We start from the raw sequence: 17,930 nt of genomic DNA on the forward strand, positions 1-17,930 counted from the left end.
CTAATTCAATTTTCCTTGTTTAATACGTTGTGTGTTTTGCTTTGCCTTGCGGTTGATGTATACATTCAGCAGTATTCCGAAGGGAATTGCGATGAAGGTGTACAGCTTGTTGGGTGAATCTTTAAAAAAATTCCATTTTCCTGCAAAAAGGCATGAGCTGATGTAGTGTATTGAATTCTTCAGCACCACTTTATTATTGATCCCATACTTCATTTTCATTTTTCTGTATTCAATAAATGAGCGGGGGCTGCTTTTATATCTCTTATACAATCCGTTTGATAATCCGTCCTGCTGGTATTCTATGATGCAGTAGACTTCATTGGATATCAAAAACTTATACTCCTGATCTATCAATGGAAAAATCCAGCTTACTTCATGAAAAATTTCATTTTCAAAATAGGGGTAAGGCAGAAATTTCTTATATTTCTCTGTATCGAAAATATATTTCTTGTCACCTTTAATTTTATAATGATCAACCAGTTCCGAATAGGTGGTTTCTTTTACATCCGGTAAAAACTCTCCGGCAACCGTACCGTCCTGATAAGCATCCAGACCGATGATTCCTGCAGAATTACTTTTTTTATTGGCTTTCCAGAAATTCAATATCTTTTCAACCGCATCATCCGGCATATAATCGTCGGAATCTATACAGGTGAACAATTCTGTATCAATATAATCCAGCGCTAAAATCTGAGCCGCCAGCTTACCTTTATTCTTCTGATAATGGTATTGGATCTCAATCTTATCTTCCTGTATCCATTTTTCTACCTCGGCCGAAGTATTGTCTGAGGAACCGTCATCTACAATGATCCATTTAAAATTTGCGCTGCTTTGTCTGCATAATGAGTCATAAAGCCTCCTGAGAGTCTTTTCTCTGTTAAAAGTCGGGGTAAAAATTGTTATTGATTTCATGCTTTCCCCAGTTTTTTAAACACTTTATTAAACTCTTCCACCTGATTTTTCTTGCCGTAATTATTGACGATCAATGATTTTCCATTGGCGGCTATAAAGCTGTACAGATCACTGTCGTTGTAAAGCTTAGTGATATAATCATAGTAATCATCCACATTATTATGAGTGGCAATATATCCTGTGAAATTGTGCTGGATGTAATCTGTAACCCCGCCTACAGGATTTGCAATTACAGGTATTTCAAAAGCCAGCGCTTCCATGATTACACGGGGCAACCCTTCCGTATCAGACGGATGTATCAATACATCACTGTTCTTAAAAATGCTGTAAGGATCTCTGTGATTCAATACTATTTCCACATGATCCTGAAGCTGAAATTGGCTGATGTCATTACGGATCTTCTTTAAAAAATTCTCTGAAACCGGTGTGTCATAAACAGCACCCATCAGAATTAATTTAAAATTAATATTGTTCTCTTTTAATCTTCTGGCTAAAGCAATTGATAAATTCTGTCCTTTTGCAGGTAAAAATCCGCCACAGTGAAGGATAACCATAGGATCACTTGCTTTACGCGCTTCTTTTCCTGCTCTGTACTGCTCAACTTTTGTAAGGTTAATGGCATTGGGAACTACAAAAATCTTTTCTAATGGAGCCAGCCCCCCGGTAAAGATGGCCTGTCTGGTAGACTGAGAAACGCCGATAAAATAATCGGAATTATGCTTAAACATCAGCTTTTTAAAGAAGCCAATGGAATTATAGGCAAACCATCCTCTTGCGAAATACGCAATCTTGTAGTCTTGTCCTTTTTTCAGGATAGAATTGGTTTTGATATTATTGACAATTACAACGTCTGGCTTAAAAGTGTTTTGAAATTTTTTAAACTCTTTTTTAAGCTTAAACCAGTCCATTAAAAACAAAGTGGTATTTACAAATATCTTAACCGGATTTTTGGTGCTGAAAATGGCAATCGGGGCATCATTCTTTTTTAATACCTTGATTGCAATATCATTAGCTTTTACATCATCTACGAATTCGCTGCAATTTCCCCAGAAATCTACAATAACCGAATTGTGTCCCCCATCATTAAGTCTTTTGGCCAATTCGATAGTGCTCTTTCGGGCACCACCATGAATCTGAACGGCTTCAAGGAAAATTATATTCATTTTTATATCACTTTCATTTTATTATTGGAATCGATAAAAATTGGTTATAAGTTTTTTTAAAGCTAACATGGATATATAGTCACCATATTCAGAGGTTGAATTCTGAAAATGCTGTTTTTATTTTCATGAGTGAAATGATTCTTTTCCAGATCTGTGTTCAGATATTGATAGAAAACGGGCAAAAAATATTATTTGCCGAATAATATTATTCTATAAATAATATTTTACAAAATTTTAATTAAGACAATTATTTTACTACCACAAACAAATATACGAAAAAATAATATATCACAAATTATAGAATAAAAATTCAATCTTAAATCCTGTTAACATATTAAAAACTAGGCTATAAATTTTATTTTAAAAAATTTTTAACAATTTCATATTCAAGGTTCACCTTTGCTTCATTCCAGTTCAGATTTGTATCATAAAAACCTAAGCATTGATCATAAACGTAAGGCTGAAATCCGTAGCTGATCTCCACTATTAGCGGCTGATCTTTGGAGTCGAAAATAAAATCATAAGCCACACATAGCATTTTGAGCTGCTTTGCCGCATTAAAAGCAATGTCCACCGCTTCCAGATTAAATTTTCCGGGTGCAAACTCCAGCATTCCGCTGCCGGAAGCCCTGAAATCGTTATCCCTAGTATTTCTTTTTAAATAATAACATTTATCCCCAATTACAATAAGCCTCAGATCATACGTAAGATCAGGAATGAATTCCTGGAAATAGACGTAATTTCTCTGTTTAGGAAAAACTTTGTACTGTTTGTCTACAAAAATCCCCTTAAAGCCCCATTTCATTACCCTGAGGAAATTATGAAGGTTTTTCTGTCTCCAAAATCTTTCAACCGTATCCGTAAAAACCGTCCAGGAATCAAAAGCGGCGAAACCGCTTCCAAATGCCTGTTTTACAATCTTTTTCGCCTGGCCTTTTGTTCTTATAAGCTTAACGTTTATTGAGCCTGCCCCACCTTTTAGTTTAAAAACCTTAGGAAATGAAGTATTTTCTATATAATTCAGCGCTTCTTTTTCATGATAAAAAACATCGGCTTTCACCAATGGCAGATCCAGTGCTTCCATAAGATACTTTTGGGCCACTTTATCATCAAAATGCCAGTATGTATCTTCATCCGGGAATGTTTTGATCCCGATTTGGTTTACAGCCCTGAACAAAGTTCTTGCATGGAGCATATCTTCAAAATAATTCTGATTGAAATGCCACATGAAATGGGTTACCCCCTGCTCTTTTATCTGGCTGATAATATTGTTATCAAAAGCATTCAAGACCACATAAGGTATATTTCTTTCTGCCAGATATTCTATCCAGCGGTCAGAAAAACTGCCTTTGCGATGATGTATTCCTATTTTCATCCTATCAATATTGTTTAATCACTTTATACGCATCTGTTCCGTATATGCTTTTCGCCGGAACCTCTCCCTTTACCACGCTGCCTGCCATTATGACGGCACCTTCTCTTATTACAGAGCCACCCAGAACCGTTACATTTGATCCTATCCAGACGTTATCTTCTATAATTACTTCCCTGCCTTCATCTGCTACGGTAAGCCTTTCTACAGGGTTTTCCATGGCCAGAATATGTCCGTTGGAATCGATGATATTTGTATTTGCCGCAATGAGGCAGTTATTTCCTATTTCAATTCTTTTTACCGCATGAATACATGTTCCGTGGATCCTGCAGTTTTCACCAATGATTATTTCAGCCTGAGGTCTGTCTGCCAGCAGCTTACAAGAGGAAAACATATTGATATGATACTTCTTTTTTGAAGAATTGATCAATGTATTCTTACCAATGGTTATTCTGGCATCCTGATGCTTAAAAATCACAGGAACGCCTTTAAAATGGACTGTTCCCAAAAAATTAATATTCTTAATGTTTTTATAATAGCTGCTTAAGAATATATTCAGAAGCTTATTATAAATCTTGCTTATTATCATTTTTGAACCATTTAAAAAAGAGGTTAAAACCAATTAAACATCTTACCAGACTAAGGCTTATCGCAGAACCAAAAATTGTGAAATATTTAATTAATGGAATGGTGATAAAAAAGCCTAAAATGGAGAACAGCAGGGTATTTTTCATGACCAGCTTGTCCTCACGGTGTACTATAAAATAATTAAGCCCGAAAATATTATACAAAGTATAACCGAACAGTCCGGCTGATAATATCAGCAATATCCAGAAAGCATTATCGTAGCTTATATTTAAATACCAGAAAATCAATTTATTAAAAATCAAAACCCCAAAAATTAATACGCTTATCGTAATCAGCATCATTTTTTTATACCACTGGAAAGCATCTTTCTTTCGGTTTAAAAAAGGGAAAAATACTCGGGACAGAATTTCGATTAGGGTTACAATCAGGTTCACAACCGTTAAAATTGCCTGATAAATCCCCACCAGCTGGGCAGTTCCCACAATTCCCAGCAGGAAAGTGCTGGTATTGTTATATAAAGTAGGCACAAACTGATTAATAAAAATCGGAGAGTTGCTTTTTATTGATTTCGCAATCATTTTGTAGGGAAGAAAGATAAATTTCAGCTTATATTTTTTCACCATTACATACTGTCCTACCAATCCGGCCCCGATATATCCGGCGCTCTGAAGCAAAGGATAAATCCAGAAATCACTTTCTTTTTTAATGAAAATAAAAACACATAGAGTAAAGAAAAGCTTGATTCCTAAGTTCAGATAGGTAATGTAGCGCATTTTTTCAATGCCCTGGAAAAACCATTCCGGAAACAGAACATAGCCCAGCAGAAGCAGACTTGTATAAAAATAGATTTCTTTATTTTCGTAAAACGGCGGATAGACAAAAACCGCAATTGCAATAATTGTCCATGAAATCAGCAGGAAAAGCGTTTTTATCGTTAAAACCTTGCTGTAAATGATATTCAGCCTTTTCGGGCTGTCCCTGTTAACGGCCACATCGCGGGTAGCGGTAATTCTGAAGCTGTAATCCGTAAGTGCCGTAAAATAAGCGATAAGGGAGGCTGAAAAGACAATAATACCATACTTTTCGAACCCTATTACCCGCAAAATATAAGGCAGGGTGATAAGGGGCAGCAACATTCCTACAAGCTGCAATGCAGATAATGAAACAAAGTTTTCCAACAATGCTTTTTTATCTTTGGTATTAAATATCTTTTTTATCCTGTTGATCATTACTTTAAGGTAATTGTTTCGCTGTTATTTTTAAATTTCTGATCATAATTTGCGCCTCTGGAAGCCGCTCCTATCTGTCCGAAATCCATTTTTACATTTACCTGATGCGGAGCACCTTTAAATGACCTGAATTTTGCCGTAGAGTTATTCTGCGAAGAAAAATTGGTCACGCTGATATTTCCGTTCAGCTGGGGAAAGCCTGTATTGGGCTTATCTCTGGTCACGGCCATTCCTAAGCCTATTTTGGATCCGTTATCCTTAAAATTATTGATGGAAACAGAAATCAATTTTTGCTGTTTTCCCACCATGTTCCCGGGTGAAATGATGATTCCGTAGTTGCCGTTGTCTTTAGTTTCAATATTATTGAGCTTAATATTTTTTACATCATAAAAATTGCTGTCGGGTTCTATATCAATTCCCGCCTGAGGATTGGTTCCCGATGTATTGGCGATATAAGCATTTTCCAACGTAAGATTAGAAACTCCGCCGATAGTAATCCCGTTTCTGCGGTTATCTTTCAGGATAATATTTTTGATGGTGATGTCAGAAGAGCTGATGTTATTTCTCCCACCGATACAAATCCCGTCTCCCCATGCACTTTCTATGTAGGAACCGGTAATACTGATGTTCGAGCTTGAAAGAATATAAATCCCCATTCCCCATTCTCCTTTTGTAGAAAGGTGTTTGTGCCTGTCTCCGGTAAGGCTCGGGTAATAAATATCTACATTTTGAATATTAAATAAATTCAGTATCCCGTTTCTATCTTTGCTGTTGGGCTTCATAATCAGCCTTGAATTCTTTTGAAAAAGAATTTTCTGGTTAGATTTTAAAGCCAATCCGTTTTCATTCATCAACACAGGAAAATCCGGCATGATGAGCGCAGAATTTTCGTTAATTCCTTTTTGAATATAAGATGTGTAATCTATATTTCCTTTTACGGAGTATCCTTTCGGCAGATAAGCGGTAAGATCTTTCGCATTTTTGAAATACTGAGCCCTCACAGCATCGTATCCCGAAAAACGGTCTTTAACGTATTCCTGACAACTTCCCAAAAAATACATGAGCATAAAGAATAATAAAATCAGCTTTTTCATTTTGTTGGATTTAGTTTGTTAATCATTGTAAAGAATGGTATGAATACTACCAGGTTGATAAGTAATGTAGCGGAAATGGAACCTATATTAATCATCATTGAAGTAGAGCATCCGAACGCCAGAATTACATATAAGAAAAATAAAACCGGTGAATTGGTAGTATAATAAGCTTTTCTTTCAAATTTAAAAGCAAGAATAGTAAGTATAAAGATATAGATGTAAAAAAAATATATCGAAAAATGATACAGCCCTGCTACAGAAACCGGAACAATCTGATCCCTGGAACGGCCGGCTCCGTAAATCTGGTTGTTGAATTTTATATTCGTTTTGTAATTATCATTTGAAAACTTTGATAAAACAGGGATATTCTGGGTAATATCCGAGATTAAATAATAATATTTGTCTGAAGGGTTAATTACATTCTTTTCATAAGAATCATACCCGATTGCATAATTGGCCACACCTCCGAAATACGCGTTCAGCTGATGAAGGGTGAAAAATCCTCCCACATCCGCTTTTTTTGTTTCGCCGGAAAACTTGGCCAGTGAAGCCAGCACCAGGATAAGTCCAAAAAAAACAGACGTATAGGTAACAACCTTCCTCTTATAATTCGGGTAAAAATAAATCAATAAAAGAATTAAAGGAAAAGTAGCGTACACAATACTGAAACGGCTGATCCCGATGATGATCGTAGCATTGATAAGCACTACAATAATCGAAAGGATAAGCTTTGTGCTTTGCTTTATTTTAAATGAATCTATCACAGAGAAAATATAGAGCACAATATAAGCCCTCATTACCGGGAACATAATACTTACCAGCGGTGAAACATTTTCCAGGTCACCGGAAAGTTTTAGCTTTAAATAAGCAGCAATATCCCATACAAAGCTCAATTTCTGTAAAAAGCTTCTATTCAGTGCAATAATTGCTATAAACAAAAAGAATAAGCCGGTATTAATGGTATTCAGCTTCAAAAAATGCAGCTCCGCCGTTCTCTCCCCGCTTTGTTTGGAAAACGTGCAGATATGGTAAGCTATCAAAATAAAAAGCAGCTCCACAAGCATCATTGCCACAGCATAAGGCTCATTGATGGTTGTAGCCCCGAACTTTAATTTGTCACCGGTTATGAAAAGAAACGGAATCACCAGATACCGCACCACCTGCTGGATGGTAATGATCCAGAAAATAAAGTAAGACTTTAATCTTTCAAAAATATTAGCAACAAACAGGGTAAAAAATCCGAGGCCCACAGGCAGAAGAAATACGTCTGGATATGAGGTATTATTCACCTTTCCATAGATCACAAAACCTATGAAAAAAAACAAAAAGCTTAAACAAAATAAAGCTAATTTTGATGATTTATTTACCTCCATGCTCATGGGTACGCTTCTTCTTGTGAAGTTTACGTTCTACTCTTTTCTTCTGCTTAGTGTGTTATAATCTGGAGTCACATTCTTCCAAAACTCCTTTTACGTCGTAAATTATTCCGCCTTCTTTCAGATAATTATTCAGATTCAGGCTGCTGAACTCTTTGTGCGCAACAGTAAGAATAATAGCATCAAATTTTTCCTCCGGAATTTCATTTACAACATCAAGATTATATTCATGCTTTACCTCTTCCGGGCTTGCCCACGGATCGTAAGTTGTAACGTGCAATGCATAATCTTCCAGCCCGTGAATCACGTCTACCGCTTTGGTATTTCGTACATCAGGACAGTTTTCTTTGAAGGTAATTCCAAGATTTAAAACCCTGGCTCCATTAATAGTAATCTTCTTTTTGATCATGCATTTCACTAGTTGGGAAGCCACATACTGACCCATCGAATCATTAAGACGGCGACCTGCAAGGATAATTTCCGGGTGATAACCTTTTTCCTGTGCTTTCTGAGCAAGATAATAAGGATCTACCCCGATACAGTGACCACCTACAAGCCCCGGCTTGAAGGGTAAAAAGTTCCACTTTGTTCCCGCTGCTTCCAGTACCGCATGGGTGTCTATTTCCAGAAGATTAAAGATTTTCGCCAGTTCATTAACGAATGCTATATTAATATCCCTCTGTGAATTTTCAATAACTTTTGCCGCTTCAGCTATTTTAATTGTCGGAGCCAGATGCGTTCCGGCAATGATCACAGATTTGTATAAAGAATCAACTATTTTTCCTATTTCCGGTGTGGAACCCGAAGTAACTTTTAAAATTTTCTCCACCGTATGTTCTTTGTCTCCCGGATTTATACGCTCCGGCGAATATCCTGCAAAGAAATCTTCATTAAACTTCAATCCCGAAACTTTTTCCAGGACAGGAATACATTCTTCTTCCGTAGCCCCGGGATATACCGTAGATTCATAGATTACGATATCATCCTTAGACAATACTTTTCCTACTGTTTCAGAGGCTTTGTACAAAGGGGTAAGGTCCGGACGGTTATGCTGATCTACCGGAGTAGGAACCGTAATGATGTAGATGTTTGCATCTTTAATATCATTGATGTCAAAAGAGCAATACAACCCGTTTTCCGAAGACACGAACGGATTATTCTGAGTTAAAACACCTTCCAGGATCTCATTTTCCACTTCCAGTGTACTGTCTACACCGGTATTGAGCTCCTCAATTCTTTTCTGATTGATATCAAAACCTACAACCGGAAACCGGGTTGCAAATAATCGGGCTAAAGGCAGGCCTACGTATCCAAGTCCGATAACGGCAATTTTATATTTTTTTTCCACAAAGATTCTATTTGAAAATGGTTATTTTAAATTTTCCCAATACCAACTTATGGCTTCTTTTAAGCCTTTTTCAATGGTGTGGGATGGTTTGTATCCTAGTAATTTTTCTGCTTTTTCCACAGAGGCCAGCGAGTGAGGAATATCTCCTATCCTGTTTGGGCCGTGTACGGCATTGATGTTGGCAATTTCCGCATCAAATTCGCTCAGGTATTCTTTTAAATATTTAATTAAATCATTTAGCGTTGTACGGTCTCCCACAGCCGTATTGTAGACTGTATTCACCGCTTCAGGATTGTTAGTGAGCATAGCAAGCTCATTCATCTGAATAACATTATCGATATAAGTAAAATCACGTGAATAATCTCCTGTACCATTGATTTTTGGAGATTCATGATTGATTAATTGCTTGATAAACAACGGGATTACCGCTGCGTATGCACCGTTAGGATCCTGTCTGCGCCCGAAAACATTGAAGTATCTCAACCCGATGCATTCCATTCCGTACGTTTTCCCGAATACATCAGCATATAATTCATTGACATACTTGGTGATGGCATACGGTGACAATGGTCTCCCGATCACATCTTCCACTTTCGGCAGCGATGCAGAATCACCATACGTAGAAGATGAAGCAGCATACACGAAACGTTTAACTTCAGCATCCCGGGCCGCAACAAGCATGTTCAGAAAACCCGAAACATTAACCTCGTTGCTCTTAATTGGATCTTTGATTGATCTCGGAACGGAACCCAATGCAGCCTGATGAAGTACATAATCTACTCCTTCTACTGCTTTGCGGCAAACTTCCAAATCACAGATATCTCCTTCAATTAATTTATAATTCGGATTGCTAAGAAAAGGCTCGATGTTATGACGGTGCCCGGTTGCAAAATTGTCTAAGCAAACAACATTGTAACCTTTATCTAAAAAATATTCCGTTAAGTTGGAACCGATAAAACCCGCTCCTCCTGTAATTAAAATTTTATACATTTCTATGATTTAAAGATTTTCTTCCACCAACTTTTCTTATCATTATTACTGTAGCCATAGCCATAGCTGTAGTTGTAGCCATAACCTCCTGCACGTCTCGAAACATCATTGATGATAAATGATACATTGGAAAGCTTGGCGTCTTTCACAAGATCATTAGCAAAATCTATCAGAATATTTCTTGAAACGCCTGATCTCACTACATATAAGGTCGCATCTGCGGTATCGGCGATGCTCAATGTATCGGAAACCAGCATCAGCGGCGCCGAGTCTATGATGATATAAGCATATTGGGATGACATCTGTGCGATAAGCTTCTGGTATCTTCCGTTAGAAAGAAGCTCTTGAGGATTAGGAGGGATTGCCCCTGCATAAATCACGTCGCAAGATGGGTTTGTAGTAGAAGTATGAATAAGCTCTTCTACATTTACCGTTTCATCGTAAAGGTATTCGGTAAGACCTTTTCTTTTTGTTGGTTCACTGTCATATCGCTGGATCTGCGGGTTTCGGATATCCGAACCTATCAGAAGTGCTCTTCCGTTTTTATTAGCCAGCGTAAGGGCAAGATTTACCGATACCAGTGTTTTTCCTTCCCCTTTTACGGAAGAAGTTACCATCACTACTTTAGCAGAATCTTTTACCGGTAAAACAAATTTAAGATTGGAAACAAGCACCCTGAATGCTTCTGCAAGCTCAGAGAAGTCGTTTTTCTGCACCAAATGGCTTTCTGTATCTTTAAGTGAGGGAATATCAACCAGAACACCCAATCCTGAACGTTCTTTAATATCGTCTCTTGTGTAGATTTTATCGTCAAAATTGAACAATAAATAAAAGATAGCGAAAGGAATCAATATTCCAAGGAATAAAGCTGCCGCAAAAATAAGGTCTTTTTTAGGTGAAACCGGGGCATCCAGCGTAAAGGCCGGATTCACGATTTTAGCTTTCGGAACATCTACGGAAAGGTTGATGGCATTTTCTTCTCTTTTTTGAAGTAAGAATAAGAAAAGCTGTTCTTTAAGATTCTGCTGACGTTCAATTCCCCGGTAGACTTTGGATTGTCCCGGAACTTTTTCTATAAGATTATTATTAGTAGAAATTTGGTTTTGTAATTGTGAAATACCCGCCTGTACAGCTTCTTTCTGCTCACGGATGTTATCCCTGATGATGTCTTTCAATGAAGCAATTTCCCTGTTCATTTCTATGACAGCCGGGTTTTCATTGGTAGCCTGCTTCAGGGTTTTATTTCTGCTGATCAATAATAAATTATACTGAGAAATAGTCTGTTCTAAAGAAGGATTTAAACCAAGATTGGAAGGCATCAGCTGGCTGTTGCTTTTTGTAGCTTCTGCAGAAAGTGAATTTAGGAGATCAAGCTGTGCCTGCTGCTGAAGAAGAGCTTTTGTATTTTCGCTCGTATTTTGAAGGGCAAGCTCAGCCTGCGCCTGTAAATCTACAATGCGGTTTTTGTTCTGGAAATCTTCCTTTTGGTTTTCTACCCCGGAAAGGTCTTTGGTGATAACCTCCAGCCTTTTGTCGATAAACTCCTGGGTATTCTGAGCCTGCAGGTTTTTATCTCTCTGGCCGTCGATATTATACTGTTTTGTTACTTCATTAAGGATTGCTTCAGATTTCTCAGGAAGAGAGCCTATTAGGCTAATATCCATCAACATCGCTTTTTCATCCGGCAGATTAACCTGTATTGATTTCTCCAGCTTTTTTACTTTCTCAATAGGGTTTGAGAAAACAATTTTATATTCAGACTTATCTTTATAGGCAACTGCAGGATTTTTGTTCAGAATAACTGTCCCGAAATCCAGGTGCAATGGTGTATTGAATGTACCTTTAAAGTTTTGTTTTTTTTCGTTTTGAAGGGTAAACTGATCCCCTTTTACTTCAGTAAGGGTAAACTGTGCAGATTTAAACTTTTCATCTTTAAAGCTTAATATTTTAGCCGTAATAGGCACTTTCAGGAACAGCTGTGAGTCCTTGATCTCACCCGCATTGAAATATTCTACATTAAGATTAAGGTTCTTCACCACCTGCATCAAAATCGGCCTGGAGTTTACTACTGCCGCCTCACTTTTCAGCTCATCGGAGTTTCCAAGACCTATTCCCAGGTTATCCAGGTCGGCAAGCGCTGAGGAAAGATCGTTTTGCTTTTTATCAAACTTAAGGGTTGTCTTCGTCTGATATTGAGGAACGCTGTATCTCAGATAAATGTAAGCGCCTGTTACAAAGACCAAAACAGAGGCAATAAACCACGGCCATTTATACAGATAATTAGAGACCGTTCTTCTTAAGTTAAAACTTTCTTCTCTTGACTGAAATTCTGTCTGCTGCATATATATATTATCGTGTTAGGGCAACAATAAGGGTACCTGCCGTAAGCAATGCACCAATAATCTGGAATGTAAGTGCTCTGTTCGGGTTAGAATTCGCCTGAACCTGCTTATTTTTATCCGGCTGTATATATAGGATATCATTCTGCTTCATGTAGTAATAAGGCGAGCTCACAATATCTGCTCTTGTAAGATCTATATTCACGATCTGGTCTGTACCGTCTTCACCCGTTCGGATAAGCTTCACGTTGGTACGGTCGCCGAAATCTGTCATATCTCCTGCAAGGCCAAGAGCCTGGAAAACATTGATTTTCTGGGAAACACTTTCTTTCTGACCCGGTTCTTTTACTTCACCAAGAATGCTTACGTTAAAGTTTTTAAGGGTAATTGATACCATAGGATCTGTAAGATATTTCTTCAGACGGGCTTCAAGGTCCTGCTTCAGCTGAATCTGAGTCATTCCTTTGCAATATACATTTCCTATTACCGGAAAATAGATGTTTCCTTCTTCATTTACCACATATTCGCTTGGCTGCACATATTGATTGATCCCCGTACCGGAATCACTTCCTACCTTGTTTGTTGTATTAAGGTTAAAGGGCTTTACCGCAATTTCATCCAAAGCAGAAACAAGGATAAGGAGAACATCCCCTTCCTGAATATGCAGTCCTTCAAATTTTGCTCTGGTAACTTCCTCTTCCATATTATGCTTTGACACGTATACCATATTCTGTTTAGGCTTACACGAAAAAAGCGTAACCGCCAACAGGATCAGATATGTAATAATAGTAGTGGTCTTCATATAGTATTGTAGTCTCTCGATTTTATTTTTTTGTTTATTTAATATAATCAACTGTAAAAGAATATATTATGTATATTATTTAACATTTTAAGAAATATCACTTATACGTGAAACGTATTTAAGTAATGTATATTATTCTAGGATCAAGTCTTTTTTATGCAATTTTCATTCCGCTTTGTTCTTAAATTCGAAAAAAATCTTTAGTGTAAAGTGTTTCAGTAGTTTAAAATTCAGCTTTCCAATTTTGTTTAAATTTTCAGACAGTGCCTTTTTATTGTAAAACTTCTTCTTCGTGAATCTTGTCTAAAATTTCAAATTCAGAATTATTGCTGATGAATTCCGGCACAATATCCTTCAGCAATTTCACAACTTCCAGGCTGTCTTTTTTAATTGCCGAGCGCATAATATGTTTGCATAAAATATCTATCTCCTCAAACTCCATTGCCGGGTCTCTGGAAATCATAATTTTTTCATGATGAGTCGGGATCGTTGTGGAATTATCCGTTAAAAGCTCTTCGTAAAGCTTTTCACCCGGCCTTAACCCGATAAAATCTATTTTAATATCAACATCCGGCGTGTAGCCCGACAGTTTTATCATTCGTTTAGCCAGGTCAAGAATCTTAACCGGTTTTCCCATATCAAAAACATAGATCTCACCTCCCATTCCCATTGTTCCGGCCTGTAAAACCAGCTCGCAGGCTTCAGGAATGGTCATAAAATAACGGATGATATCCGGATGGGTGATGGTAACAGGACCTCCTTTTTCAATCTGTCTCCTGAAATGCGGAATCACAGAACCATTAGAGCCCAATACGTTCCCAAAACGGGTTGTAATAAATTTAGTAGTATTTTCCGGTGAATTCTGTAAAGACTGTACAAAAAGCTCTGCTGCTCTTTTGGAAGCTCCCATCACATTGGTAGGATTCACGGCTTTGTCTGTGGAGACCATTACAAAACGGTTCACATTATATTCTTTAGCCAGCAGGGCAAGATTTTTAGTTCCTCCGATATTTACGAAAATAGCTTCATGAGGATTATCCTCTATTAAAGGAACATGCTTGTAGGCTGCCGCATGATAAACTATTGAAAACCGGTAATCTTCGAACAGCTTTTCAAGCCGGTGGCGGTTTGAAATATCAGCCAGCACAAATTTGAACTTTTGCTCAGGAAATCTCTCCAAAAGCTCCAGTTCCAGCTCATAAAGCGGAGATTCCGCCTGATCTACCACAACTATTATCGATGGATTCATCTGTGCAGCCTGTCTTACAATTTCACTCCCTATGGATCCGGCTCCACCGGTTACAAGGACACTTTTATTAAAATGGCGTTTTTTAACCTCTTCATTTTCAATCTTGATTGGCTTTCGGTTGAGAAGATCTTCAATCTGAAGCGGGCGGATGCCTCCAATTATTCCTCCTTTTTTTATTTTGCTGATCTTTGGTGCTTTTAAAACCTTTAATCCGTTATCCAGGGCAAGAGAAGTCCATTCTTCCATTTCAGGCTTCGACATTATTCCTTTGATTAAAACGGCATCAAATCTCTTCAGTAAATTTTTATTATTTATAAATTCTTTTTTATTGTAGATCTTATAACCCAGCAGCATTGCTTTTTTAGAATCTGATCTTTCTGTAATGAAGCCTGCCAGTTGATAAGGCTGGCCGGGGTTATGAATAATAGCATTTGCTAAAGCCAGAGATTCATCTTCCACTCCTATTACAGCTACTTTTACTTTGGACATATTGCCGGAATTCATCACTGTTCTGTACAGTTTTTTAGTAGCCATTCTGAAAAAGAACATCAGAAAAGTGGAAATAAAAAAAAATAAGAAAAGAGCGGGATACAGATACACCGGTATACCCAGTTTCTTTTCTGACATAAAATTAAGCACCAATAATACCACAAGAGCACTGCCCGATGACCACACAATTTTAAAAAAGTCAAAAAAAGTTGAATGTCTTATAATTCCTGCATAGGTTTTGAACAGGAGCATAAAGAAAATATTAACAATAATTATTGCAAATATTTTTTGGTTTAGATATTCGATGTAATTGATTTCTACTTTCAGATTTTTTAAGAACAAGTAAGTAGTTAAAATTGAAAAAGAAATGATAGAAACATCGATAAAAAAAACTAACCATCTAGGTATAAACCTTAACTCTTTGATTTTAAAAACATTCCCCATACTACAAAATAGACCTAAAATATCAGATTTATATTAATTCAACATTTGGTGGTTTTTTTTCGTTAAGCAAAGGTAATGAATATTATTAAAACTTCTAATTTCCGTGAATTTAATTTTGTTTAAATGCAATTTTTAAGATTAATATAAATCAATACTATGAATAGCATTGCATTTTATTAATTAGAAAATTTTTCATTAGCTATAATTAACACTTTGTGAAACAATAGTTTAAACACAATTTTGGCATGAATTAATGATTTTCCAATCACACTATTTTAAAAATAATAAATGTTAATAATTTATAAAATTAAAGTCTTTTTTTTACGATTTCAATATTCTTATAAATTAATAAATTTTAATGCTAAATTTCTCAGCACTGAAACAATCTCTTAATTATCAATATTTTATAAATTAAAATTCTGATTAAATTTTAAAATACTCCAAGATTATAAGATAGATTTTTATCTCATTTCAATATTTTATTTTGTTTTCTTTCTCTTCATTGTTAACTTTGTAAAAATTAAACTTATGAATTATACGCTTGAACTGAATACGCAGGAGCGTGGCTCTAACATTGCCTTTAGCACAATCGTATTTGATTCTTTTAAGATTAATATCGTAGAAAGATATATCGGGAAAATGAACTTCAACCCAAAATTGGTAGAAGCTTTGTTTAAAGTAAGAACGCTGGATGATGAAATTATCAAAACAAGAGAGGGAAACGGAAGGGTAAAGATAAAGGATGATAAATTTGAAACTTATCAGAAATTAACAGCCGTACTGAACTCTTACGACTATAAAAACAGACTGATCAACCGCGATGAGGCCGAACAGGAATATGTACATTTCATTTTGAGCCTGGTTATTGTAAATTATCAGCTAAGCTGATAACTGGAATTTTGTCAGTTTTTCAGAAAAATTTCATTGTTTTTTGGGAGATTTTTTTTGCTGTTTTCTACGTAAAGCGGCAGGCTGATTTACAGCTATAATTGTTCAGTCTAAAAACATTGTTGGGAAATGGAAAAAGAATGATTTTAAAATTCTTCAAATCATGAAAAATATTGCATTTAAGCTCGTAGAGCCGGAGGAATCTCTCAGCGATTTTGTCTATTGCTTTTCTTCACTGCAAAATTTTTCAGATGACCATGAAGCCGTCATCATCCCAAACGGAAAAGTTGATCTGATATTTTCAAAAGATGCAAACGGAAAGCTCCAGACGGTGCTATTAGGACTGGAAACTGAACCAAAATACATCCATCAGGAGGTTTCCTTGTTTTGTGCTGTAAGCTTTAATCCGTTTGCCATAGAATATATTTTTAATCATTCTGTAGCTGATCTGGTGAATACAGGCAAATTACTTCCTGATAACTTTTGGGATATCTGTCTTGAAGATCTTGATGATTTTGAAGGTTTTTGCAAAAAGATTTCTCAAAAAATCAGTCTTTTGCTTCCAAAAGAAACTGATGAACGAAAACGTAATTTATTTCGTCTGATTGTTACCTCCAATGGTGAAATTTCAATCCGTGAGCTTTCTGAAAAAGTGGGCTGGAGCCAGCGACAGATCAACCGATATTTCAGCCAGCACTTCGGGTTGTCATTGAAAGCCTACTGCAAAATACTGCGTTTTCAGGCTTCCCTTTCCCATATCAAAAACGGAGAACTTTACCCGCAGCTCAATTTTACCGACCAGTCTCATTTTATCAAAGAAATCAGACAATTTTCCGGAGTTTCGCCCAAAGAGCTTCACAAGAATAAAAACGACCGATTTTTACAATTTTTAGTCTACAAGTCCTCATAATTTTGTAGTCTAAATCTTAAATAATGTTGTTAAAAAACAAGCAAATAGCAATTGTAGGTGGCGGCCCGGGCGGTCTTACACTGGTAAGACTTTTACAGCAGAAAGGTATTAATGTAAAAGTATATGAAAGAGACATTGATAAAAATGCAAGAGTTCAGGGTTCACTGCTTGACCTGCATGAAAACTCCGGTCTGGCAGCTCTTGAAAAAGCCGGATTAATGGAAGAATTTAAAAAGAATTTTCTTCCGGGTGCAGATAAAACGACCATTGTAAACGAGCAGGCAGAAATACTGTACAGCGACCATGAAACCAAAAAGGATGAAAATTTCGGACACGAACACTTCCGTCCGGAAATAGACCGCGGTGCATTACGGAAAATACTTCTGGAATCCCTGGAACCCGAAACTATTGTGTGGAACAGCCATTTTATCTCAATGGAAAAAAACGGCAGCGGCTGGCTTCTTCATTTCAAAGACGGAATGAGCGCGTATGCAGATATGGTGATAGGCGCAGACGGAGCAAATTCCAAAATAAGGCCTTACCTTACAGACATAAAGCCTTTCTATTCAGGCATACTCATGCTTGAAGGTACTGTCTACAATGCAGATCAGGCAGTACCCAACATTTCTGCAATACTTCGGGGAGGAAAAATAATGGCTTTCGGAAATGAAAAAAATATCCTGATGGGCAAAAAGGGAATACTGAGATCGGATTTTATATAAGCTTTAAAGCAGAAA

At 36.8% G+C, this 17,930-nt stretch carries 15 protein-coding genes; 3 read left to right on the forward strand and 12 right to left on the reverse strand.

Features of this window, described 5'->3' with window-relative positions; all coding sequences use genetic code 11:
* The 12 genes from H560_RS0108290 to H560_RS0108355 form a co-directional block, all read right to left on the reverse strand.
* A complete protein-coding gene (locus H560_RS0108290; protein ID WP_027379611.1) occupies positions 1-912 on the reverse strand; it encodes a glycosyltransferase family 2 protein in 912 nt (303 codons plus the stop codon).
* Positions 909-2,075 (reverse strand): glycosyltransferase family 4 protein, encoded by a 1,167-nt coding sequence (locus H560_RS0108295; RefSeq protein WP_027379612.1) that lies wholly within the window; start codon positions 2,073-2,075, stop codon positions 909-911. Before H560_RS0108295 ends, H560_RS0108290 begins: the two co-directional genes overlap by 4 nt.
* A gap of 355 nt (positions 2,076-2,430) precedes the next feature.
* Entirely contained in the window at positions 2,431-3,450 is a 1,020-nt protein-coding gene (locus H560_RS0108305; RefSeq protein ID WP_027379613.1) for an ATP-grasp domain-containing protein, read from the reverse strand.
* A gap of 4 nt (positions 3,451-3,454) precedes the next feature.
* Complete coding sequence (locus tag H560_RS21325; RefSeq protein ID WP_051289224.1) at positions 3,455-4,036, reverse strand: acyltransferase; 582 nt, start codon at positions 4,034-4,036, stop codon at positions 3,455-3,457.
* On the reverse strand, positions 4,014-5,264 hold the full coding sequence (locus H560_RS0108315) for an oligosaccharide flippase family protein (RefSeq protein ID WP_034752402.1): 1,251 nt from the start codon (positions 5,262-5,264) through the stop codon (positions 4,014-4,016). The genes H560_RS21325 and H560_RS0108315 overlap by 23 nt, the downstream gene beginning before the upstream one ends.
* Entirely contained in the window at positions 5,264-6,358 is a 1,095-nt protein-coding gene (locus tag H560_RS22325; protein ID WP_051289226.1) for a right-handed parallel beta-helix repeat-containing protein, read from the reverse strand. The genes H560_RS0108315 and H560_RS22325 overlap by 1 nt, the downstream gene beginning before the upstream one ends.
* Positions 6,355-7,737, reverse strand: coding sequence for a hypothetical protein (locus tag H560_RS0108325; protein WP_155844979.1), 1,383 nt, complete (start codon positions 7,735-7,737; stop codon positions 6,355-6,357). The genes H560_RS22325 and H560_RS0108325 overlap by 4 nt, the downstream gene beginning before the upstream one ends.
* 55 nt (positions 7,738-7,792) lie before the next feature.
* The gene (locus H560_RS0108335; RefSeq protein ID WP_027379616.1) at positions 7,793-9,082 is read right to left on the reverse strand and encodes a nucleotide sugar dehydrogenase; all 1,290 of its coding nucleotides are present in this window, start codon (positions 9,080-9,082) and stop codon (positions 7,793-7,795) included.
* Between the two features lie 21 nt (positions 9,083-9,103).
* Positions 9,104-10,072 (reverse strand): SDR family oxidoreductase, encoded by a 969-nt coding sequence (locus H560_RS0108340; protein ID WP_027379617.1) that lies wholly within the window; start codon positions 10,070-10,072, stop codon positions 9,104-9,106.
* A gap of 2 nt (positions 10,073-10,074) precedes the next feature.
* Entirely contained in the window at positions 10,075-12,414 is a 2,340-nt protein-coding gene (locus H560_RS0108345; RefSeq protein WP_027379618.1) for a GumC family protein, read from the reverse strand.
* 7 nt (positions 12,415-12,421) lie between these two features.
* Positions 12,422-13,213: a polysaccharide biosynthesis/export family protein gene (locus H560_RS0108350; RefSeq protein ID WP_027379619.1), complete on the reverse strand. Its 792-nt coding sequence runs from the start codon at positions 13,211-13,213 to the stop codon at positions 12,422-12,424.
* 271 nt (positions 13,214-13,484) lie between these two features.
* Positions 13,485-15,395, reverse strand: a complete 1,911-nt coding sequence (locus tag H560_RS0108355) for a polysaccharide biosynthesis protein (RefSeq protein ID WP_051289228.1) — start codon at positions 15,393-15,395, stop codon at positions 13,485-13,487.
* 528 nt (positions 15,396-15,923) lie between these two features.
* On the opposite strand from H560_RS0108355, the gene H560_RS0108360 reads away from it, so the two are divergent.
* The 3 genes from H560_RS0108360 (at position 15,924) to H560_RS23315 (ending at position 17,915) form a co-directional block, all read left to right on the forward strand.
* Complete coding sequence (locus tag H560_RS0108360) at positions 15,924-16,283, forward strand: hypothetical protein (protein WP_027379621.1); 360 nt, start codon at positions 15,924-15,926, stop codon at positions 16,281-16,283.
* A gap of 163 nt (positions 16,284-16,446) precedes the next feature.
* Positions 16,447-17,193, forward strand: a complete 747-nt coding sequence (locus H560_RS0108365) for a helix-turn-helix domain-containing protein (protein WP_034752404.1) — start codon at positions 16,447-16,449, stop codon at positions 17,191-17,193.
* A gap of 23 nt (positions 17,194-17,216) precedes the next feature.
* Positions 17,217-17,915 (forward strand): FAD-dependent oxidoreductase, encoded by a 699-nt coding sequence (locus H560_RS23315; protein WP_228372445.1) that lies wholly within the window; start codon positions 17,217-17,219, stop codon positions 17,913-17,915.
* Positions 17,916-17,930: the final 15 nt, after the last annotated feature.

This window comes from Chryseobacterium daeguense DSM 19388 (assembly GCF_000430825.1).
GTDB classification, from domain to species: Bacteria; Bacteroidota; Bacteroidia; order Flavobacteriales; family Weeksellaceae; genus Chryseobacterium; species Chryseobacterium daeguense.